Genomic DNA, 17,350 nt, shown 5'->3' with positions numbered 1-17,350 from the left:
GCAGCTTCGTAAACGCCCATATCTCAAGGATGACGCAACATCGTGTTTAACAGAATCAGGCAACGGCTCTCCTATCGCCTCACCCGGGACACGGTCCTGGTCGCCATGGTGCTGGGCCTGGTACTGAACCTGATCCAGATCACCCTGGACTACTTCACCGCCCGGGAATCGATGGATCGCGAAGTTCGCGCCCTGATTGAAATCAGCCAGAGCCCGGCCTCCCAGATTGCCTACAACATTGATGTCCGGCTCGCGGAGGAGCTGCTCGACGGCCTCTTGCAACACCCTGCCACCATAGACGCCCGAATTATTGACAGCGATGGCCAGACCATGGCTGCGGCCAGCCAGAGCAGCCCGGTTTCCCGCTATCGCTGGATCAGCGATCTGCTGTTTGGCGCCAGCCGCGTGTTCAATGAGGAACTGCAGGTGCCGCAATTGGCGGATCTGCCTCTGGGCCAGCTTGTTGTAACCATCGACACCTATCATTACGGCATACAGTTTCTCACCCGGGCGACCAATACCCTGATTATCGGGCTGCTGAAAAGCCTTGCGCTCTCCGGTGTACTGCTCGCCATTTTCTATTTTGTGTTGACCCGGCCCATGATGAACGTCATCAACGCCCTCAGTCAGGTGCGGGCAAGTTCTCCGGAGAAAGTCCGGCTTCCGATTCCGGAAAACCACAAAGGTGATGAAATCGGCACCATGGTGGGCATCATCAACCAGCACCTGGAAAACATGGAAGTGAGCGTGGCCAAGCTGCGATCCGCCGAAAGCGCCATGAAAAACTATTCCAGCCAGCTGGAACGGGAAGTGGAGGACCGCACCCGGGAGATTTCGGAAAAAAATGAAGCTTTGCTGCGCGGTAACCGGGCGCTGGTCCGCGCCAAGGAAGACGCTGTTCGCAGAGCTCGCGCCCGGGCCAACTTTCTGGCAAGCATGAGCCACGAAATTCGCACACCACTCAACGGTGTTCTGGGCATGCTGGGTCTGGCACTGGAAAGCGAGAAAGACGCCGGTCAACGCAATCGCCTGGAAATCGCTCTGAATGCCGGTGAGAGCTTACTTGGCCTGCTCAACGACATTCTCGACATCTCCAAGGTAGAGGCTGGCAAACTTTCCCTGGAAAGCATTCCTTTCAGCATGAGAAAACTGATTGAAGAATGCGCAACCCTGCACGCTCAACAAGCCCGGCGCAAAGGCATTAACCTGGTTAACGAGACCGCGCCGGATTTGCCAGAACATTTTCTGGGAGACCCCACCCGTACCCGTCAGATTCTGAACAATCTGCTCAGCAATGCCATCAAATTCACCGATGCAGGCACCGTAAAGATTCGCACCAGCTGGTCCGGGGGCAGCTTGCGACTGGAAGTCATCGACACCGGGATCGGTATGTCGAGAGAAGGCCTGCACCGGATATTCTCACCGTTTTCCCAGGCCGATACTGACACCACCCGCCTCTACGGCGGAACCGGGCTTGGGCTGACACTCTGCAGACAACTGGTGGAGCGAATGCATGGCCAGATTCTGGTGGATTCCAAGGAAGGCGCCGGAACCCACTTTACCGTGACCCTGCCGCTTCCGGTACACCAGGGCGATGAACCGGAGATCGCAGAAGGCGTGCTACGACGCCTGAGCGATATTGGTATTGCCATGGCCCTGCCCCAGAGCAACCCTCACAGACTGGCCATTGAGTCCCAGTTACGCTCCTGGAACATACCGGTGCGCAGTGCCAGTCGACATCCGGAAGGAATCCTGCTGATTGATGCCGCAAATTCGCCCCGGGAAAGCCTTGCCTTTGCCAATGACTGGCGAGGAGAAGGGGTGATTCTGGCCGATCAGTCCGGAACCGCAACCAGCAATCACCCCAGACACTGCGTCGTGGCACTGCCGCTGCGAAGGGACGACCTGTTCCGATGCCTCTGCGCAGCCGGCGGACTGGATTCGGGTGGGCAATCAACACGCCCGGATCGATCCCTTGGCACAGGCCAGCAACCGATACCGGCTCTAAACATTCTGTTGGTGGAAGACAATCAGGTCAACCAGTTGGTGGCCAGCAGCCTATTGAAGAAACTGGGGCACCGGGTAGATCACGCGGAGAACGGGCGCAGAGCCCTTGAGGCACTCCAAAACAAAACTTACGACCTGGTACTGATGGACTGCCAGATGCCGGTTATGGACGGTTACGAAGCAACCCGTGCTATCCGCCAGAACCCCCAATGGCAGACGCTACCCGTCATTGCGGTAACCGCCAATGTGATGCAGGGCGATCGGGAAGATTGCCTGGCATCGGGCATGAATGACTACATCACCAAGCCCTACAATCGTGACGAACTCAGGGCGGTTATCGCTCGCTGGGCTCCGCTGTCTCCAGAACCGCCAACAGACTCCTGAGTTCCTGTCGCAGTGACAGCAATCGCTCCGGTTCAATATCCAGACCACACATAAGGCGGCCGGGCACGTTCGCCGCCTTGGCCCGCAGCGCCCGTCCGGCATTGGTTAGCCTCAGCCCAACCACCCGTTCATCCTCGGCGAGCCGAGCCCGTTGCAACAGATCCCGCTGCTCCAGGCGTTTAAGCAGCGGCGTCAAAGTGCCCGAGTCCAGTCTTAATCTGGCCCCCAGGTCGCTGACCCGCGGCTTGATTCCCTCACGGTCCGCTTCCCACATCACCAGCATGACCAGGTACTGGGGATAGGTCAGCCCCAGCTCCTCCAGTAACGGCCGGTACCTGGCAGTCACCGCCCGGTTCGCTGCATACAGTGCAAAACAGATCTGGTTATCAAGCGCCAGTATCTGATCGTTATCTGTCATGGTCAGAGCAATTTCTCGATATCGGCGCGGATGTCGGCCGGCTTCGCCGTTGGCGCATAGCGCCGCACAACCTGACCTTCCCGGTTGACCAGAAACTTGGTGAAATTCCACTTCACTTTCTCAGAACCCATCAGGCCTTTGGCCTCACGTTTCAGGAACCGAAACAGCGGATGCGTGCCGTCACCGTTCACCTCAATCTTGGCGAACATGGGGAAACTGACACCGTAGTTCAGGGAACAGAACTGGCTGATGGCATCGTCGTTACCAGGATCCTGATTCATGAACTGGTTACAGGGGAAACCCAGCACCTCAAACCCACGCTCCCCCAATTCGTCATGGAGCGACTGCAGCCCCTCAAATTGGGGCGTAAAACCACATTTTGAGGCCGTATTTACGATAAGCAGAACCTTGCCCCGATAATCGTCCATTGAAACTTCCTGCCCTTTGATATCTTTGGCACTGAAGCTGTAAATGGTTTCGCTCGCCATGAAATATCTCTCCTGTATTGGCCGGCTCCGGCCGATTTGTATGAACGACCGATTTACATTGTGCACAATATAATTTCCCACAACAACACCGCAAATTGTCAGTTCGGGTCAGCCTGATGACACATCACTTCAAAGACGGTCCGTAAACTATCCTGATTTGGCCACAATTCCACACAATTGCCCCTGTTACCCCGAGGCGTCCCTCCGCTAGAATAAGGCTTTCGTTCAGAACCTTAGCGAAGGACCCAGGCTCCCATGCAGAACTTTTTCAAATCCGCCAAGCTCGACAATGTCTGTTATGAAATCCGTGGCGTGGTTCTGCGTGAGGCCCGCAGGCTCGAAGAAGAAGGGCACCGCGTTCTGAAGCTGAATATCGGCAATCCGGCAGCCTTCGAGCTCGACGTGCCGGAAGAAATCCAGCAAGACGTCATCTACAACATGCACCAGGCCCAGGGCTACGTGGAATCCAAAGGCCTGTTTTCGGCCCGAAAGGCCGTGATGCACTATTGCCAGCAGCGGGGCATCGCCAAAGTCGATATTGATGACATTTACCTGGGCAATGGCGTCAGCGAACTGATTGTAATGTCCATGCAGGCATTGCTGAACACCGGCGACGAAGTACTCATTCCGGCCCCGGACTACCCGCTCTGGACCGCCGCCGTCACGCTGTCCAGCGGCAAGCCGGTGCATTACCGCTGCGACGAACAACAGGACTGGTTCCCGGACATTGATGATATTCGCAAAAAGATTACCCGTCGGACCCGGGCTATTGTGCTGATCAACCCGAATAACCCGACCGGTGCCGTGTATTCAGAGGAACTGCTACAGCAGGTTCTGGAACTGGCCAGGGAACACAATCTGATCATCCTGTCGGACGAGATCTACGACAAGATTCTCTACGATGGTACCCAGCACACATCCATTGCCTCGATGGCGGACGATGTGCTGTTTTTCACCTACAACGGTCTGTCCAAGAACTACCGGGCGGCCGGTTACCGTTCTGGTTGGATGATCATCAGCGGAGCCAAACACAAGGCCCGGGATCTGATCGAAGGCATCGACATGCTGTCGAACATGCGCCTTTGCGCCAACGTACCGGCCCAACTGGCAATCCAGACCTCTCTGGGCGGCTATCAGTCCATCAACGATCTGGTGGCACCGGGCGGGCGTCTGTACGAGCAGCGCGAGACCGCCTGGCGCATGCTGAACGACATTCCCGGGGTGAGCTGCGTCAAGCCCAAAGGGGCGCTGTACCTGTTCCCAAGGCTGGACCCCAAGCACTTCCCGGTGGTGAATGACGAGAAGCTGGTTCTGGATCTGCTGCTTCAGGAGAAAATTCTTCTGGTTCAGGGCTCGGCCTTCAACATTGATGACAAGCAGCATCTCCGGGTTGTTTTCCTGCCCAGAGCGGACACGCTGTCGGATGCCATGGGCCGTCTGGGCAATTTCCTTGAACACTATCGCCAGTAAACCGGAGTCAGTATGGCAGACATTCATGTCGAGGAATTCTACAAGGACGTTGCAATTGCTCTGGTTCAGCTCTACATGTCGTTTCCCCGGCGGGTAAACCTGTTCGTGGAGGATATCGCCGGGCCAGACGAGCCCGACGAATTCGGCCTGCACAGCAAGCGCCATATGGCCTGTTTCGGTGCCCTGCTCTGGCTGTCCGAAGAAGGCTTGCTCCGTTACGTGGATACCATTCGCCAGGAAGCTCTGGATCAGGCGGTGCTGACCCGGGAGGCATTTGTTCGGCTCAGCGCCCCGGCCCCTCAGGCGCTTCTGAGGGAACTGTCGGCGGTTTCAAACGAGCCCGAATTGCCGCCTTCTGTTCAGAAAGACTTGTCCACCTATATTCATTTGCTGCGCTCCGCCCTGAAAAGCGGCAGTTCGAGCCGCATCAGTCTGGCGGTGCAATCAACCTTCTTCAACGATTCAGGCCTGCAACCCGTTCATTAAATGGCGTTAAGGTTCTTGAACCGCTGAACCGGATCCACATATATCGGTCAGAAAGGCGATACGTTTCCCGGTAAGCTGATACAGGAAAAAACCATGCGTATTCTGTTGTTTCTGGCCACTAACCTGGCCGTTATTCTGGTTGCCAGTTTTACCCTGCGACTGCTGGGGGTCGATAGTTATCTGGCACAACAAGGCATCGACTACGGCTCGCTACTGGCGTTTGCGGCGGTGTTCGGCTTCGCTGGTGCGTTTATCTCGCTGTTTCTCTCCAAGCCCATGGCGAAGTGGAGCACCAAAGCCCGGGTGATTGACTCGCCTCGCACGCCGGCGGAGCGCTGGCTGGTTGAAACCGTCGCGGAACTGGCAAAGAAAGCCGGCATCGGCATGCCCGAAGTAGCGATCTTCCCTGCTCAGCAATCCAATGCCTTTGCCACCGGATGGAATAAAAACGACTCTCTGGTGGCGGTCAGCGAGGGGCTGTTAAGCCGCTTCGACAAGGACCAGATCCGGGCTGTACTGGGCCATGAGATTGGCCATGTGGCCAATGGCGACATGGTGACTCTGACGCTGATCCAGGGCGTGGTAAACACCTTTGTTATCTTCGCATCGCGGGTGATCGGCTCGTTCGTGGACCGGGTCATCTTCAAGAATGAGAACGGCCATGGTATCGGCTTTTTTGTCGTGAGCATCGTGGCAGAAATCGTGCTCGGCATCCTGGCCAGCACCATCGTGTTCTGGTTCTCCCGTCGTCGGGAATACCGTGCCGACATTGCCGGTGCCCAACTGGCAGGGCGAGGCGCCATGATCAGCGCCCTGGCGCACCTGAAAAAGGAAAGTGAGGTTCCGGATCAGATGCCGGACACTCTGCAGGCATTCGGTATCAACCGGGGCGCCCGCGAAGGTCTGGCAGCAATGTTCATGACCCACCCGCCGCTGGAGGACCGAATTGCAGCGCTACAGAACGCCAAACTGTAATCACATGAAAAAGGGCGCCACACAGGCGCCCTTCTCTTTTGACGAGTAAGACATCCAGGGTGTCAGATCTTCAGTTTGAACCCGATGGCCCTGAAGCTGTCCTGAATCGACTTGCTGCTACCCTTCAACTGCACTTTCAGACTCGAGCATTCCCTGCGCACCGGGTAGTCCCTGCGTAACCTGTCAAAGGCCTGCGCCCGCTCTTCAGGATTACCGCGCATGGTCAGCCTCAGGCGGGCATCGTCCCGGCGGGGATCGTAACAGGCGCGCAAAGCAACCTGAACGGCCTCATCCTCATCAGCACTGCTGGTAAAGGACACTTTACTGAGGGCCGGCTCCGGCAGAAACTGTCCGGCTTTCTTGCGCACAGGCAGCCCCAGGTAACGGCACAGGGCCTGGTAGATCATCTCCGTGCCCTGCATCTTGCCTTCCAGGCTGTAGCCGGCAATGTGTGGCGTCGCCAGCCACACCCGGTCTAGCAGATCCGGATTGATTCTGGGCTCATGCTCCCAGACATCCAGCACCACCGTGGGCGAGTCCGCCTGCTGAAGCCGGGCAAGCAATGCCTCTCCGTCTATCACCTCGCCCCGGCCGGCGTTGATCAACAACTGATCCTGCCCAAGCGCCGCGAGCTCGCTGCCCGCGATCATCCGGTTGGTGGGATGGTCTCCAATTCGCGTCAACGGCGTGTGCAAGGTTACAACGTCACACTCCAGAGCCTCGGCCAGCGGCACAAACTCCTCTGCGTGCTCTTCTTCAGCTTCCTGCCTGGGCGGATCACAGAGCTTTACCGTGAAATCCAGCCGCTCCAGCATTCGGGCCAACTCACCACCGACATTACCCACCCCGACAATCCCTACCGTCAGGGATGACCAGTCTTCAATACCCCGCTTTTCTGCGTACAGCGACAATACCGAGAGCACATACTCTGCCACACTGACGGCATTGCAGCCTGGCGCAGCGGCGAAACCGATGCCTTGTTCCTGGAGCCAGGTCTGGTCTATGTGGTCCGTTCCAATCGTGGCCGTACCAACGAACCGCACCCGGGCACCATCCAGCAACTGCCGGTCTACCCGGGTTACCGAACGGACCAGAAGTATATCGGCATCCCTTACCTGGTCCGGAGCCAGCGTCCGGCCATTTACCCGGCGAATCTCTCCGATGTCGCCAAAAAAGGAATCCAGTAAGGGTATATTCTCGTCCGCAACGATCAGCATAACAGTGGTCTCACCAGTGACTCTCAATGACGACGTGGTCTGGGCCCGCGACCGCTGTTGCCCTGCGGCCGGCGGCCACCCCGCTTGCGGGTAATCGGCGGGTTATCCATGGCGGCTGTCAGATTCTCATCAGGCACCGCCGTCTTCAGCTTCTGGCTGATGTATTTTTCAATCTCCGGCAGGGCAAACGCGTCCTCTTCACCAGCGAAGCTCACCGATACTCCGGTTTTACCGGCACGGCCAGTACGACCAATGCGGTGAACGTAATCTTCGGCATTGTCTGGCAAATTGTAGTTGAATACATGGGTCACGCCGTTTACGTGGATGCCACGGCCCGCCACATCGGTAGCAACCAGCACCTGAATCTGTCCCTTCTTGAACTGGTCAAGCGTTTTCAGCCGCTTGTTCTGGGCAATCTCGCCAGACATCAACGCCACTTTCACACCCTGGTTTTTAAGATCCTCTTCAAGATCACGGCACTGGTCACGACGGTTGGCAAAAACAATCGCTTTCTCTACTTCCGGCCGCTTCAGGTAATTCACCAGTACCGGCAGCTTTTCGTTATCGGACACCAGGAAAACGGTCTGTTCAACTCGTTCTGCAGTCTTCTGTTCCGGCTCGATTTCGACAAACTCGGCATTGCGGGTCCACATGGATGCCAGGTTGAGGACATCCTGGTTGAAGGTGGCACTGAACAGCAGGGTCTGGCGCTCATCCTTGGGGGTACACTTGCGGATGATGCGCTTGACGTCCGGGATAAAGCCCATATCGAGCATCCGGTCCGCCTCATCCAGAATCAGGATGTCGAGCTGATCCAGAAAAACATCCTGTGAGCCCAGGAAATCGATCAATCGGCCCGGGGTAGCCACCAGGATGTCGACAATTTCGTTCTGCAACTGCTCCCGCTGCTTGTCGTAGTTCATCCCGCCAACCACAGTAACCACATTGTGGCCAGTGTAATGACACAGCTGTTCGGCGTCCTTGGCAATCTGCATGGCCAGTTCGCGGGTGGGCGCCAGCGCCAGAACACGGGGCTCGGAGGCAAAACGCTCTTTCTCGTCGATCGGAGTTTCCAGCAAAGACTGAATCGCGGTAATCAGAAAGGCTGCAGTCTTGCCGGTGCCCGTCTGAGCCTGGCCAATGAGGTCTTCACAGGCCAGGGTCCAGGGCAGCGTTTCTGCCTGAATGGGCGTGCAGTACTCGAAGCCAATTTTGGAAATGGCATCCAGCAGTCGCTTGTCCAGATTGAGGTCGCTGAAGCGTAAATCGCCGGTATGCTTTGGTTCTGATGTCATAGGGGTTCAGGTATCCTTGATTGATCGTATTCCTGCTCTGCAGTTAACAGACGGGTCTTCACTCGAGCCCAGGTTTCATCTATCCGGGCACCAGTGCTGTAAAACTGCAAGAGCGAATCGTAGAACTGCTGTGCACGGCGGGGTAATCCACAGGCAAGGTAATCGCTCGCCTGGTTGAGCACATTCAGGCGGAATGCATCTCCATCGGCAGCGCCTCCGCCGGCGAGGTTGTCGACACTGATGTGAAAGCGGAAGCCGGCCGCCAGGGAAAACAGACACTCTATGGCCTGAGGTTTCACCTCCACCTGCTCAAACGCTTGCTGCTGTTCAGGTGTTCGTCCATCCGGACAGTACCAGTATCCGTAATCGTACATTGTGCGCCGATGCTCACCGGCAATGCACCAGTGGGCAATCTCGTGCAGGGCACTGGCAAAAAAACCATGGGCAAAGACTACCCTGGCAAGGCCCTCGGGCTCGCTCACAGGGAGATATTCCGGTTCGTCGCTGCCCCTGACCAGAATCGTCCGGTATGATTCCCGGAACAGGTCATTGAACAGCATGATAAGATCGTCTGGATTGTGATTCATCGGTTGGCTATTGTGCGACTTTAACGCGGCCAATACCAGTGGGAACTTTCGCCACAGCATGGTGTCCACTGGCTTCGAACCGACTTCATGCATACCAGAATCAGGAAATGACCGTATCCATGTCAGCAGTCCAGGCCTTCAGTGCTTCTTTGCGAAATCTGTCCTACCATCTCCTGCTTGTGTTGGCAGTGGGTCTGTCGCTGGCGTCTCCCGGAGCCAAGGCTCTGGGGTCCGGCAATGGCAGCCTGTTTGGTAACAGCGAATTTCTGCCGGTAGATGAAGCACTGTCCTTTGATTACACCACTGATAACGGGGCTGTGGTGCTGGCCTGGAATATCACCCCCGGCCATTACCTCTATAAAAGCCGCATACAGATCAATGCCGTAACTGATGGTGTACAGGTTGGCGAACCCGGCTTTTCTTTGCCGGGCACGCTGACTGAAGACGAATTCTTTGGTGAGATCACCGTTTTTTTTGATCCGGTCCAGGCCAGGGTACCCATCACCCTGCCCGACGGTGTCCGGGAAGCGGAGCTTCAGGTGACGTACCAGGGCTGTGCAGAGGCCGGGCTTTGTTATCCCCCGCAGACCCGGGACATCTTCTATTACCCTGGTGGCGACGCTGCCGAGACCGCAGCCAACAGCGTGACCTCCGATACCGGTAATGCGGCGCCCGCAGATACCTCCACCGCAACCGGCCTCGCCGGCTTTCTGTCCAGCCAGTCGATCTGGATGATCGCCGGCGTATTCTTTTTGCTCGGTCTGGGGCTGACCTTTACGCCCTGCGTTCTGCCCATGGTACCCATCATCTCCTCCATGGTCTCCGGGCGTAATACAAGAACCACCAGCCACGCATTATTGCTGTCGGGCAGCTATGTGCTGGGCATGGCATTGACCTACGCCGCGGCGGGTGTCATTACCGGCCTGCTGGGCGCCAGCTTCAATCTCCAGGCGCAGCTGCAGTCGCCCTGGGTGCTGAGTGTTTTCGCTGGCCTGTTCGTGATCTTTGCGCTGTCGATGTTCGACCTGTTCGAAATCCAGTTACCACGTTTTATTCGGGAACCCCTCAACGATGCCAGCCATCGCCTGACTGGTAGCCGTGTAGCCAGCATCTTCGGCATTGGTGCCCTTTCAGCACTTATTGTCTCGCCCTGCGTGTCTGCGCCACTGGCCGGCAGCTTGCTGTACATTTCCACCACTCAGGATGCCGTGATCGGCGGTGTGGCGCTGCTGGCACTGGGCCTGGGCATGGGAGTTCCCCTGATTCTGGTTGCCGTTGGCGGCCGGAAACTGCTGCCAAGCTCAGGGCACTGGATGACCACGGTGAAGCACTTCTACGGTGTCATGCTGCTGGCCGTGGCTATCTGGCTGGTTGAGCGCCTGGTACCGGTCTGGTTCAGCCTGACCATGTGGGGGCTGCTGATTGCTATTACTGGCGTGCAGCTGGGCGCATTCGATGCCGCCAAGGCTGGCTGGCAGCGCACCCGTAAGGGGCTGGGGCTGGTTATGTTTGCCTATGGCCTGGCCTTGCTGGCCGGTGCCGTCAGCGGCGCCAACGACCCGCTCAAGCCGCTGGCGCCCTTTGTGGCCTCCGCGGCGCCGGGACCAGTGGCGGGCGAGCTATCACATGCCAGCTTCCAGCGTGTTGAAGATCCGAACCAGATCCGCACATTGCTGGCCAATGCCAGTGACCGGGGGCAGCCCGTCATGCTGGACTTCTATGCGGACTGGTGTATTTCCTGCAAAGTCATGGAACGCAATGTGTTCAGCGATCCCCAGGTCATCCAGGCACTGTCACCCTACACCCTGCTGCAGATCGACATGACGGACAACACGCCCGCCCAGCAGGCCCTGCTGGATGAACTCGGCCTGTTTGGCCCCCCGGCAATACTGTTCTATCAGGCGAGCGGGTCAGAGCTCAGCAACGCCCGCGTACTGGGCGAGATGGATCGGGATCAGTTTCTGGAGCACGTGGCCAACATTGGTCAGAAACTCTGAGTCAGGCGTCCTGACAGCGGCGGATCAGAAACAGGAATTCGCCGCCCGCTTCCTGCTGACTGAGAAGTTCGTGCCCGAGGAACTGGCAGAACCTCGGGATATCCCGAGTGGTTGAAGGATCGGTGGCCACCACCCGCAGCACCTGCCCAACCTCAACATCGAGGATGCGATTGTGCAGCATCATGACCGGCTCGGGACAGAACAGTCCCCGTGCGTCCAGTTCTGCGTGATAATCATGATCGGACAAGCGTGACCTCCTGCAAGTAACGTGATTTTTCTGAATCCAGTGCTAAATTATTGTTTATAGCAGCGAAAATAAAGGGAGATTGTCATGATTCGGGTACTTATTGAACGCCATATTGCCGAAACTCTGGAGTCGGCCTACGAAGACCGGGCCAGAAAAGTGTTACAGCAGGCCGTCAGTGCCCCGGGCTTTATCTCCGGTGAGACCCTGGTCGACTGCCGCGACCCCAACCATCGCATGACACTGGCAAACTGGCGCTCAGAGGCAGACTGGGATCGCTGGTACCGCTCTCCTGAACGCCGGGAATTAATGGCGGAACTCACCCCCATGATGGACCGGGATGAAGCCATTACCGTGCTCCAGCACAGCGATATGCCGTGAGCCCGACGATCAGTCCAGGCGCTCGATGAAGCAGGTTATTTCTTCCCGGTCATGGTAGAGGTGCCGGGCCCGGAGCCGGCAATTGAGCTCGGCCTCCGCCAGCCCCTGCAGCAGTATGTCCCGGCAGATCAGCCACTCCTCATAACGTTTCTTCATGGGTAGCTTGAGATTGAACACGGTGTAGCGACACAGCTTGCCGCCTACCCAGTCCAGCGCCAGGCGCGCAGTTTTTCGGGGCTTGTCGACGATATCGCAGACCATCCAGTCCACGGCCCGCTTCGGGCGCCAGGCGTAGCCATCAGCCCGGACATGCTCAACATGCCCCGTGGCCATCAACTCTGGATTCATGGGGCCATTATCGACCGCCGTCACCATCATGCCCTGCTGTACCAGTTGCCAGGTCCATCCGCCGGGAGCGGCGCCCAGATCCACCGCTTTCCGCCCCCCACCCAGGTAGTCCAGATAACGATCTTCAGGAATGAAGACTTTCCACGCCTCTTCGAGTTTGAGCGCAGACCGGCTGGGCGCGGAGGCAGGCAAACGCAAACGGGGTATGCCCTGCGGAAAAGGGGATCGATTATCGGCCAGGCTTAACCCGACAACGGCCGTTTCAAAATCCAGCAACAGCAACTCCAGACGGTCACCTTTGGCACTGTCCGAGTCCTGCGCCAGCAAGCCCGCCTCCCTGAGTCCGCGGGACAGGGGTGCCACCCATTTTCGGGCAAAGTTGCCCAGATCGCGGTCTTCATTGGTTTCCGTAAGCCGGGTTTCCAGTCGTGATGCCAGGCTGCCCTGCCAATCGGCGCCCCGGAGGAACTCGATAACGGCTCCAACCCGGTCCCTGGCCGGCAGCGGGCAATCGCCAATCACCAGAAACCAGTCCCGCACAAAGACCAGCTCGCCCAGCGGTATTCTCTGCATCAATTCAAAGGCGGATTCGGGCCCGCCAAGGGTAAACCGCACGAGCCCTGCGTTCCTGATCGGCTGAAAGTAACCGAACAGGCCACAAGCGGCCGCCGAATCCATCAACTCCTGGCCCGCCTCGGTTTCAAACCCCGGGCGACACATCAGCATTATCTGTTGCATTCCATAACCTTGTTGGTGACCACTGTCAGGATTCTGACGCACTGACAGCGATAAAACTTGAACGTGTTTAACGGCAGCACTTGTTCACGCTGGCTACACTTTCCGCCTCCCAACGTACCGCCTGGTGGAAGATGCTCCGACTCTGGAACCTGCTTACGGCCTGTTTTCTGGCCACGGCTGGCCTACTGTTCAGCGGCCAGCTTGCAGCTATGGAACCGTGTCCAGCCCTTGATGCCGCCAGCCCGGACGCCCGAAGTGCGATCAACCACCACATCTGTTTCTACTCGGCCCGCCCGGGTGAACCCGCCCATTCAGCAACCGCACCGGAGGACCTGCCGGCTGAACTGGCCTGGAAATCAGCCCGGGGCCATGATCTGGTATTCAGTCACACGGATTCCGTGTACTGGATTCAGCTCAATGTCCGCAACAGCAGCACAGAATCCGGTCTCTGGTACCTGAAGCTTCATTACCCACTGCTGGATGAGGTGACGTTCTGGCAAAAAAGCCGCTACCAAAGCGGCTACAGCCCTGAAGACGTCCGACCGCCACTGGCGACCGGCGACTTGTTCCCGTTTTCCACAAGAGGCATAGATTACCGTTATTACCTGCTCCCCGTCACACTGAATGCCGGGGAAAGCCGCGCCATCCTCATCCGGGTGCATAGCAGTGGCGCACTGAATGTGCCCCTGGGCCTGATGACACCGGGTGAGGTTGTTGCCGAAAGCAATCATCTCACTCTCGTGCACGGCCTGTTTTATGGCGCGATGCTGGTACTGGCGGCATTCAACCTTCTGCTGTTCTTCAGTTCCGGCACCCGTTACTACTTTTACAACGCCTTCTACATTGCCTCTCTGGGTATGTTCCTGTTCGCCATGGGCGGCTTTGCCAACCAGTACTTCTGGCCCAACAGTACGGCGCTGGCAAATCTCTCCATTCCACTGACGCTCGCGGTCTGTGCACTGGCAATGGCCCTTTTTGGCAGTTCCTTTCTGGAGGTCGGCCCGGGAACTCTTTCGGCCAAAGCGCTGAAATCACTGGCCACAATCGCCGCGGGCGCTGTGACAGTGACACTCATCATTCCCTATACAAAATCCATTCTGATCAACACCGCGTTGGCGCTTGTGGTAATTGTGGCTCTGCAGGTCATCGCCTACGTCCGCTGGCGACAGGGCTACAAACCCGCCTTCTGGTACCTGGCAGCCTGGATGGTGATGGTTATCGGCGCACTGATCTATGCCATGGCCGCGTTTGGCTATCTGGGCGATTACCCGGCCCGGGAAGTGATGATGCAGGCGATCGTCGGCGGCCAGGTGATCCTGCTGAACTATGCCCTGGTGCAACGCTGGCGCCTGCTTAACCAGAAATTGCTGGATGTCGAACACCAGGCCCGGACGGAACTGGAACTAAAGGTTCATGAGCGCACGGCCCAGCTCCGCAACACCATGCGGGAACTGGAGCAGGCAAACCGGAAACTGGCCTCTATAAGCCTCAATGATGCGCTCACCGGCCTGTACAACCGGCGTCACATGGATAACCTTTTACCTGAGCTCTGCAGGGAGGCCCGTCGAACCGGAAATCCATTATCCCTGGCCCTGATTGATGCCGATCACTTCAAGCGAATTAACGATACCTGGGGCCATGACTTTGGCGATAAGTGCCTGAAACAGATCGCGGGTATTCTGGATGAGCATGTCAAACGCCCCAGGGATGTGGCCATCCGGTTTGGCGGTGAGGAATTTGCCCTGCTGCTCCCGGGCACTGACCTGGACGGTGCACGCACGCTCTGTCTCGGCATACTCAAAGCCATGCGGAAAACCCCGCTTATCGCTCCGGGCAATGAGACGTTCCATCTGACACTCAGCGCCGGGATTGCCGAACTGGCCACGGGACAGGAGCCGACCGACCTGTTCCGGAAAGCCGATGAAGCACTCTATCAGGCCAAAGGCGCAGGGCGGGATCAGATCGTACTCGCCAATCGTGTTTCAACGCCTGATCACAGTACGGCATCTTCGGCAAACTGACGCGTCAGAAGAGCAGCCTGCGCAATCAGGTCGGACTGTTGCTCTGGCTGCCGCGCCAGAGGCTGAAAATCGTGATTTCCGCCGTCCAGCCAGCACAGCCGGGTGAGGCCCGGGATCTGCCCCTGTGCCTTCAGCTCATCCGGTTTGCCGAATGGGTCCCGGGTACCCTGCACCACCAGTAGAGGAACCGCGACCTTATCCAGATGGTCAGTCCGCCAACGATCCAGCTTCCCCGGCGGGTGAAACGGATAGCCATAACAGGCAACGCCATTAATATCCCTGCACTTCCCGGCAGCCAGAAGCGTGGCCATCCGCCCTCCCATTGATTTCCCCCCCACCAGTAGTGGTACCTGAGTTCCGAGCTCCTCTCTGGCCAGGGATACCTGATCTTCAAATGCCGCCAGCAAAGCCGGCTGCCGATCGGGCGGTCGTTTTCTGCCATCCTCCCGACGCTTCACCATATAGGGAAACTCGAACCGCACACTTTCGATGCCTTGCCCTGCGAGAGCCTCAGCTAACAACTCCATGAACAATGAGTCCATGGGCGCGCCTGCGCCGTGGGCCAGTATCATTACGGCTTTGGCATCTTTTCCGTAGCCTTTGGTCTTAATTCTTTTCACCAATTTTCTCTCTCTCGCTCCTGTTGCGGATCAAACCCGATGACAGAATGGATCTGGCAAGCCATTAAAGCGTCAATAAAAACATATTGAATAGACTTGCAACTTACTGGCCAGCCTACTGATTCCGGCGGATTTGACGGATGTCATAACTTGATCTTGATCATTGCAAAGGAATAATCGTTTCTCCATACTTGCCCCCGCATAATTCCCCATCCTGAACCCATTGGTAAGGCTATGAGCACAGTAAATGCAAACCTGACATACAACTATAAGGTGGTGAGACAATTCGCCATCATGACAGTGGTATGGGGTATTGTAGGTATGGCTCTGGGTGTGCTGATTGCAGCACAGCTGGTTTGGCCATCCCTCAACCTCGACCTGCCCTTTACTCACTTCGGTCGCTTGCGGCCGCTGCATACCAACGCCGTAATCTTCGGCTTTGGCGGAAGTGCCCTTTTTGCAACGTCCTACTACGTCGTTCAGCGAACCTGCCAGGCTCGCCTGATGTCTGACGGATTGGCGGCGTTCACCTTCTGGGGCTGGCAAGCGATCATCGTGGCTGCTGCCATCACCCTGCCGATGGGCCTGACAACGTCCAAGGAATACGCCGAGCTGGAATGGCCGATTGACATCGCGATTGCGGTTGTCTGGGTCAGCTACGCCCTGGTGTTCTTCGGAACCGTGATGAAGCGTAGCACTCCGCACATCTACGTTGCCAACTGGTTCTACGGTGCGTTCATCATTACCGTTGCTGTACTGCATATCGGTAATAACATGGCGCTGCCGGCCACCGCCTTCAAGTCGTACTCCGCCTATGCGGGTGTTACCGATGCGATGATGCAGTGGTGGTACGGTCACAACGCGGTGGGCTTCTTCCTGACTGCCGGCTTCCTGGGCATGATGTACTACTTCGTTCCCAAGCAGGCCAACCGTCCGGTTTACTCCTATCGCCTGTCTATCGTGCACTTCTGGGCACTGATCGCCACATACGTCTGGGCCGGTGGTCACCACCTGCATTACTCCGCTCTGCCTGACTGGGCACAGACCGCAGGCATGGTAATGTCCCTGATTCTGCTGGCGCCGTCCTGGGGCGGTATGATCAACGGCATGATGACCCTGTCCGGCGCCTGGCACAAACTGCGCACTGACCCTATCCTGCGCTTCCTGGTGGTTTCTCTGTCCTTCTACGGTATGTCTACCTTCGAAGGCCCGATGATGTCTATCAAGACCGTCAACGCTCTGTCCCACAACACTGACTGGACCATCGGCCACGTGCACTCCGGCGCCCTGGGCTGGGTTGCCATGATCAGTATCGGTGCGGTTTACCACCTGATCCCGAAACTGTGGGGCATCCAGGCCATGTACAGCACTGCCCTGATCAACACTCACTTCTGGCTGGCTACCGTAGGCACCGTGCTTTACATCGCCGCCATGTGGGTGAATGGCATCATGCAAGGTCTGATGTGGCGTGCAGTGAACGAAGACGGCACCCTGACCTACAGCTTCGTGGAAGCGCTTGAAGCCTCCTACCCGGGCTACTTTGTACGCTTCATCGGTGGCGCGATCTTCCTGACCGGCATGCTGATCATGGCCTACAACGTGTACATGACCGTACGCCAGAAAGACGCCGTTGCAGAAGATAATGCTGCGGTTCAGGCGGCGTAAGGGAGAGAG

Annotated in this window: 16 protein-coding genes; 8 read left to right on the top strand and 8 right to left on the bottom strand. The window is 57.4% G+C overall.

What is annotated here, in order from left to right; translation table 11 throughout:
* The first annotated feature begins 42 nt into the window (after window positions 1-42).
* Window positions 43-2,391, top strand: coding sequence for an ATP-binding protein (locus tag Q674_RS39045; protein ID WP_023009994.1), 2,349 nt, complete (start codon window positions 43-45; stop codon window positions 2,389-2,391).
* Here Q674_RS39045 and Q674_RS39040 read toward each other — a convergent pair.
* A complete protein-coding gene (locus tag Q674_RS39040; protein ID WP_023009993.1) occupies window positions 2,342-2,809 on the bottom strand; it encodes a MarR family winged helix-turn-helix transcriptional regulator in 468 nt (155 codons plus the stop codon). The genes Q674_RS39045 and Q674_RS39040 overlap by 50 nt on opposite strands.
* A 2-nt stretch (window positions 2,810-2,811) precedes the next feature.
* Window positions 2,812-3,297, bottom strand: a complete 486-nt coding sequence (locus tag Q674_RS39035; RefSeq protein ID WP_023009992.1) for a glutathione peroxidase — start codon at window positions 3,295-3,297, stop codon at window positions 2,812-2,814.
* Between the two features lie 255 nt (window positions 3,298-3,552).
* On the opposite strand from Q674_RS39035, the gene Q674_RS39030 reads away from it, so the two are divergent.
* From Q674_RS39030 to htpX, 3 genes are all read left to right on the top strand, one after another.
* Window positions 3,553-4,767, top strand: coding sequence for a pyridoxal phosphate-dependent aminotransferase (locus Q674_RS39030; RefSeq protein WP_011785252.1), 1,215 nt, complete (start codon window positions 3,553-3,555; stop codon window positions 4,765-4,767).
* 12 nt (window positions 4,768-4,779) lie between these two features.
* Window positions 4,780-5,253 carry a hypothetical protein gene (locus Q674_RS39025; RefSeq protein ID WP_011785253.1) on the top strand — a complete coding sequence of 158 codons (474 nt, stop codon included), beginning with the start codon at window positions 4,780-4,782 and terminating at the stop codon, window positions 5,251-5,253.
* 93 nt (window positions 5,254-5,346) lie between these two features.
* Window positions 5,347-6,228 carry a protease HtpX gene (gene htpX / locus Q674_RS39020; protein WP_023009991.1) on the top strand — a complete coding sequence of 294 codons (882 nt, stop codon included), beginning with the start codon at window positions 5,347-5,349 and terminating at the stop codon, window positions 6,226-6,228.
* A gap of 62 nt (window positions 6,229-6,290) precedes the next feature.
* Here htpX and pdxB read toward each other — a convergent pair whose 3' ends face one another.
* Genes pdxB through Q674_RS39005 form a run of 3 tightly spaced genes read right to left on the bottom strand, consistent with a single transcriptional unit; the run spans window position 6,291 to window position 9,300 of the window.
* Entirely contained in the window at window positions 6,291-7,445 is a 1,155-nt protein-coding gene (gene pdxB / locus Q674_RS39015) for a 4-phosphoerythronate dehydrogenase PdxB (RefSeq protein WP_023009990.1), read from the bottom strand.
* Window positions 7,446-7,468: 23 nt separating this feature from the next.
* Window positions 7,469-8,740 (bottom strand): DEAD/DEAH box helicase, encoded by a 1,272-nt coding sequence (locus tag Q674_RS39010; protein ID WP_014421207.1) that lies wholly within the window; start codon window positions 8,738-8,740, stop codon window positions 7,469-7,471.
* Window positions 8,737-9,300: an elongation factor P hydroxylase gene (locus Q674_RS39005; protein ID WP_413540198.1), complete on the bottom strand. Its 564-nt coding sequence runs from the start codon at window positions 9,298-9,300 to the stop codon at window positions 8,737-8,739. The genes Q674_RS39010 and Q674_RS39005 overlap by 4 nt, the downstream gene beginning before the upstream one ends.
* Window positions 9,301-9,446: 146 nt before the next feature.
* On the opposite strand from Q674_RS39005, the gene dsbD reads away from it, so the two are divergent.
* The gene (dsbD, locus tag Q674_RS39000) at window positions 9,447-11,324 is read left to right on the top strand and encodes a protein-disulfide reductase DsbD (protein WP_023009988.1); all 1,878 of its coding nucleotides are present in this window, start codon (window positions 9,447-9,449) and stop codon (window positions 11,322-11,324) included.
* Between the two features lies 1 nt (window position 11,325).
* Here dsbD and tusA read toward each other — a convergent pair whose 3' ends face one another.
* Entirely contained in the window at window positions 11,326-11,571 is a 246-nt protein-coding gene (gene tusA, locus Q674_RS38995) for a sulfurtransferase TusA (protein WP_023009987.1), read from the bottom strand.
* Between the two features lie 84 nt (window positions 11,572-11,655).
* Between tusA and Q674_RS38990 the strand changes: the two genes are divergently transcribed.
* Window positions 11,656-11,949: an antibiotic biosynthesis monooxygenase family protein gene (locus tag Q674_RS38990; protein ID WP_011785260.1), complete on the top strand. Its 294-nt coding sequence runs from the start codon at window positions 11,656-11,658 to the stop codon at window positions 11,947-11,949.
* Window positions 11,950-11,958: 9 nt separating this feature from the next.
* Here the strand turns inward: Q674_RS38990 and rlmM are convergent, their stop codons facing one another.
* Window positions 11,959-13,035 carry a 23S rRNA (cytidine(2498)-2'-O)-methyltransferase RlmM gene (rlmM, locus tag Q674_RS38985; RefSeq protein WP_031210493.1) on the bottom strand — a complete coding sequence of 359 codons (1,077 nt, stop codon included), beginning with the start codon at window positions 13,033-13,035 and terminating at the stop codon, window positions 11,959-11,961.
* A 131-nt stretch (window positions 13,036-13,166) separates the two neighbouring features.
* Between rlmM and Q674_RS38980 the strand changes: the two genes are divergently transcribed.
* Window positions 13,167-15,056: a diguanylate cyclase gene (locus tag Q674_RS38980; RefSeq protein WP_023009985.1), complete on the top strand. Its 1,890-nt coding sequence runs from the start codon at window positions 13,167-13,169 to the stop codon at window positions 15,054-15,056.
* Here the strand turns inward: Q674_RS38980 and Q674_RS38975 are convergent.
* Complete coding sequence (locus tag Q674_RS38975; protein WP_036199948.1) at window positions 15,029-15,676, bottom strand: alpha/beta family hydrolase; 648 nt, start codon at window positions 15,674-15,676, stop codon at window positions 15,029-15,031. The genes Q674_RS38980 and Q674_RS38975 overlap by 28 nt on opposite strands.
* A gap of 234 nt (window positions 15,677-15,910) precedes the next feature.
* Here Q674_RS38975 and ccoN point away from each other — a divergent pair, with 234 nt between their 5' ends.
* Window positions 15,911-17,341: a cytochrome-c oxidase, cbb3-type subunit I gene (ccoN, locus tag Q674_RS38970; protein WP_023009983.1), complete on the top strand. Its 1,431-nt coding sequence runs from the start codon at window positions 15,911-15,913 to the stop codon at window positions 17,339-17,341.
* The last annotated feature ends 9 nt before the right edge of the window (window positions 17,342-17,350 follow it).

This window comes from Marinobacter sp. EVN1, assembly GCF_000475375.1.
Classification (GTDB): domain Bacteria; phylum Pseudomonadota; class Gammaproteobacteria; order Pseudomonadales; family Oleiphilaceae; genus Marinobacter; species Marinobacter nauticus.
Note: the sequence above shows the minus strand (reverse complement) of the source record. Positions and strands in the feature narration are given on the sequence as shown.

What these genes read in the sequence shown, in the direction of transcription:
- Q674_RS39040 (WP_023009993.1), bottom strand. Translation starts at nt 2,809, where the DNA reads ATGACAGATAACGATCAGATACTGGCGCTTGATAACCAGATCTGTTTT.
- Q674_RS39035 (WP_023009992.1), bottom strand. Translation starts at nt 3,297, where the DNA reads ATGGCGAGCGAAACCATTTACAGCTTCAGTGCCAAAGATATCAAAGGG.
- Q674_RS39030 (WP_011785252.1), top strand. Translation starts at nt 3,553, where the DNA reads ATGCAGAACTTTTTCAAATCCGCCAAGCTCGACAATGTCTGTTATGAA.
- Q674_RS39025 (WP_011785253.1), top strand. Translation starts at nt 4,780, where the DNA reads ATGGCAGACATTCATGTCGAGGAATTCTACAAGGACGTTGCAATTGCT.
- htpX (WP_023009991.1), top strand. Translation starts at nt 5,347, where the DNA reads ATGCGTATTCTGTTGTTTCTGGCCACTAACCTGGCCGTTATTCTGGTT.
- pdxB (WP_023009990.1), bottom strand. Translation starts at nt 7,445, where the DNA reads ATGCTGATCGTTGCGGACGAGAATATACCCTTACTGGATTCCTTTTTT.
- Q674_RS39010 (WP_014421207.1), bottom strand. Translation starts at nt 8,740, where the DNA reads ATGACATCAGAACCAAAGCATACCGGCGATTTACGCTTCAGCGACCTC.
- Q674_RS39005 (WP_413540198.1), bottom strand. Translation starts at nt 9,300, where the DNA reads ATGCTGTTCAATGACCTGTTCCGGGAATCATACCGGACGATTCTGGTC.
- dsbD (WP_023009988.1), top strand. Translation starts at nt 9,447, where the DNA reads ATGTCAGCAGTCCAGGCCTTCAGTGCTTCTTTGCGAAATCTGTCCTAC.
- Q674_RS38990 (WP_011785260.1), top strand. Translation starts at nt 11,656, where the DNA reads ATGATTCGGGTACTTATTGAACGCCATATTGCCGAAACTCTGGAGTCG.
- rlmM (WP_031210493.1), bottom strand. Translation starts at nt 13,035, where the DNA reads ATGCAACAGATAATGCTGATGTGTCGCCCGGGGTTTGAAACCGAGGCG.
- Q674_RS38980 (WP_023009985.1), top strand. Translation starts at nt 13,167, where the DNA reads ATGCTCCGACTCTGGAACCTGCTTACGGCCTGTTTTCTGGCCACGGCT.
- ccoN (WP_023009983.1), top strand. Translation starts at nt 15,911, where the DNA reads ATGAGCACAGTAAATGCAAACCTGACATACAACTATAAGGTGGTGAGA.